This is a genomic window from Fusibacter sp. (assembly GCF_057447755.1).
On the sequence record NZ_JBVBZF010000456.1, the window covers coordinates 1 to 2,171 of the forward strand.

At 38.2% G+C, this 2,171-nt stretch carries 2 protein-coding genes; both read right to left on the reverse strand.

Going from position 1 to position 2,171, the window contains the following annotated elements; translation table 11 throughout:
• Positions 1-127 precede the first annotated feature (127 nt).
• Positions 128-1,342: a S41 family peptidase gene (locus tag AC220I_RS21590; protein ID WP_486725937.1), complete on the reverse strand. Its 1,215-nt coding sequence runs from the start codon at positions 1,340-1,342 to the stop codon at positions 128-130.
• A gap of 10 nt (positions 1,343-1,352) precedes the next feature.
• Positions 1,353-2,171: murein hydrolase activator EnvC family protein (locus tag AC220I_RS21595; protein ID WP_486725938.1), on the reverse strand; the 819-nt coding region annotated here is incomplete at its 5' end.

Genomic DNA, 2,171 nt, shown 5'->3' on the forward strand with positions numbered 1-2,171 from the left:
ATCCGCATTAGGATCTAGCATGGTTTGAAGCTTTAAGCCCAATGTTTTAATTTCATTGCCCGTTGCCACATATTTTGAAACATCCATAGCCTTGCCTCCTCTTTAAACCGCAAGCGTTTGACTGAGTCTAATTTAACTTTCCTCTTAAAATCTCAATTGCCTTTTGTAACTGATTGTCATCTTCGTCTGTCGGGTTTTGAATATCAGCATAATGTTCATCAAGTGGCACAACCACATCAGGTTCAATCCCAATTTTATGAATGTTCTTTCCATCTGGCGTAAAGTACTCTGAAGTTGTCAACTTGAATCCTGTCTCATCTGAAAAAGGTTTAACCACTTGAACGACACCTTTACCAAACGTTGTAACGCCTATGATTGTTGCAGCATCGTTATCTTTCAAAGCCCCTGTGAGGATTTCAGATGCACTTGCTGATCCCTGATCGACTAAAACAACTAATTTCACATCAAATTTCTTACTATCAGATTCAAAGCGTTCATTGTCTCCGTTTCGACTTTCTGTATAGACGATAAGCGATTTGCCAAGTAAACTATCCGCAATTTTAACACATTGGTCTAAATAGCCTCCTGGATTTTGTCTTAAGTCAATCACAACACCCTTTGCACCGTCTGCAACCAATTCCTTCATATGCTTATTGAATTCCTCAGCTGAATTCTCATCAAACATTGAAAGTCTCAAGTATCCCAATTGATCATCTAACATTCTAGATTTGACAACCTTAACATCTATCCATGCCCTAATGATATCTACATCAAATTTGTCTTTGATTGAAGGTCTGTAAATCGTCAAAGTCACTGGCGTACCCGGTTCCCCTTTTACCTTTGAAATGGTTTCATCCATAACCGAAGCATTCACAGGTTCACCATTGACAGCGATGATGAGATCCTTCGCCATGAGTCCAGCACGATCTGCTGGTGTATCCTCAATCGGTGAAACAATTTCAATCTCATTGTCCTCATTTGGTGTAAGGTATATACCAATGCCTGGATACTCACCTGATGATGATTCCATGTAGCTCTTAAATTCCTCTTGATTCATGAAAAGTGAGTATGGATCTTCAAGCACACTGAATATACCCTTTTTCATACCTTCAAGCATTAATGCGTCATCTACTTCCTTGTAGTAATTTTTCTCAATGTAATTTTTTAATATTTCAACTTCCTCATATTGATTGATTGTGGATTGATATTTATCAAAATCAGCCCTGGATATGACAACCTTATCGCCTAGATCCACTTGCATCATCGTCGTTGCAAAGAAAGTGATTCCACTACTTGCAATTATAAGTAAAAGTGACAATATTAAGACATTTATTTTTTTCAATTTAAGCACCTCAGTTTCCTTTAACATATTTTAGAGGATCTACATACTCACCATTTACTCTGACTTCAAAATGACAATGGGGTCCAGTTGAATAGCCCGTATTTCCTGATTTTGCAATAAGATCGCCTTTATTTACCTTTTGTCCTACTTTTCCAATGAGATCGTCATTATGACCATAAAGCGTTGTATAGCCACCACCATGATCCAAGATAATCACCTTTCCATATCCGCTATACCAACCCGAGTAAATAACAGTTCCCGACTGTGCGGCAACGACATTCGAGTTTCGAGGGCTGGAAATATCAATCCCCGTATGCATTTTGTAGGTTTTTGAAATTGGATGCAGACGATTGCCAAAGAGTGAGGTAATGGTAAACTGTCCTGGAACAGGCCACATCATTTCACCACCAACATAGGTTTTGGCAAGCTGTAAATTTTTGATAACAGCCGTTAAAGAATCTGCCTCGTTTAAGAGTTCGTCTTCTAACTCCTCTAGAGATGCCTGGTCCTTTTGTAGCTGCTCTTTATATGAAATCAAGGATTTCAAATCCTTTTCAAGAGCACTTTGCTTGTCCTTTTTAGAGCTCAATAATGCAAGGAGTTCGGCTTTAAAGCCCTCAAGTTCAATCTTTTTCTCTTCAATGATGTCTCTTTGCTCTTTCAAAAATACAATAAGGTTTTGATCATGAACCAGTATTTTTTGAATCATATCAATTCGAGACAGTAAATCTGTAAAATCCTCTGAACCGAATAGGACTTCAAGATAGCCTATCGAACCTGTTTTATACATAACCCTAAGGCGATCGTTTAAAAGTTCGTTCTTCTCTCC